Origin of the sequence: Pseudomonas brassicacearum (assembly GCF_003732265.1) — a bacterium.
Classification (GTDB): domain Bacteria; phylum Pseudomonadota; class Gammaproteobacteria; order Pseudomonadales; family Pseudomonadaceae; genus Aquipseudomonas; species Aquipseudomonas brassicacearum_D.
Map to the genome: position 1 here is coordinate 1 of NZ_MOBK01000462.1, position 315 is coordinate 315.

Here is a 315-nt window from a genome sequence, read left to right on the forward strand (position 1 = left end):
CCGTGGGCCACGGCGTCACCGATCAGACTCATCCGTCGCAGAATAAGGAACACGCCGAGTGGCGCCGTGCTGCATGCCAGGACCAGTCCACCGAGCAGGGCGCGACGCATGAACACGAATTCGTTGAACGGTTGCCAGAGGTGAGTGACGGCGAGCATCAGGCCACCTGCGTGTGAGGGGTTTGCTGGATCAATTCGTTGCTGGCTCCGAACACGCATTCGCGGTTTTTGATCAGCAAGGTTTGCGGGATGTGCTGGCGTACGGCGGCGAGGTCGTGGCACACGACGACCAGTGTTCGACCTTCGCCATGCCAGG

At 61.6% G+C, this 315-nt stretch carries 1 protein-coding gene and 1 pseudogene; both read right to left on the reverse strand.

The window, feature by feature from the left end:
* Positions 1 to 158 (reverse strand): metal ABC transporter permease (locus tag BK660_RS32260; RefSeq protein ID WP_148057559.1); only part of this gene is annotated, 158 nt, incomplete at its 3' end.
* Positions 158 to 315, reverse strand: a pseudogene (locus tag BK660_RS32265) (manganese ABC transporter ATP-binding protein); the annotation flags it as partial. The gene BK660_RS32260 and the pseudogene BK660_RS32265, both read right to left, overlap by 1 nt.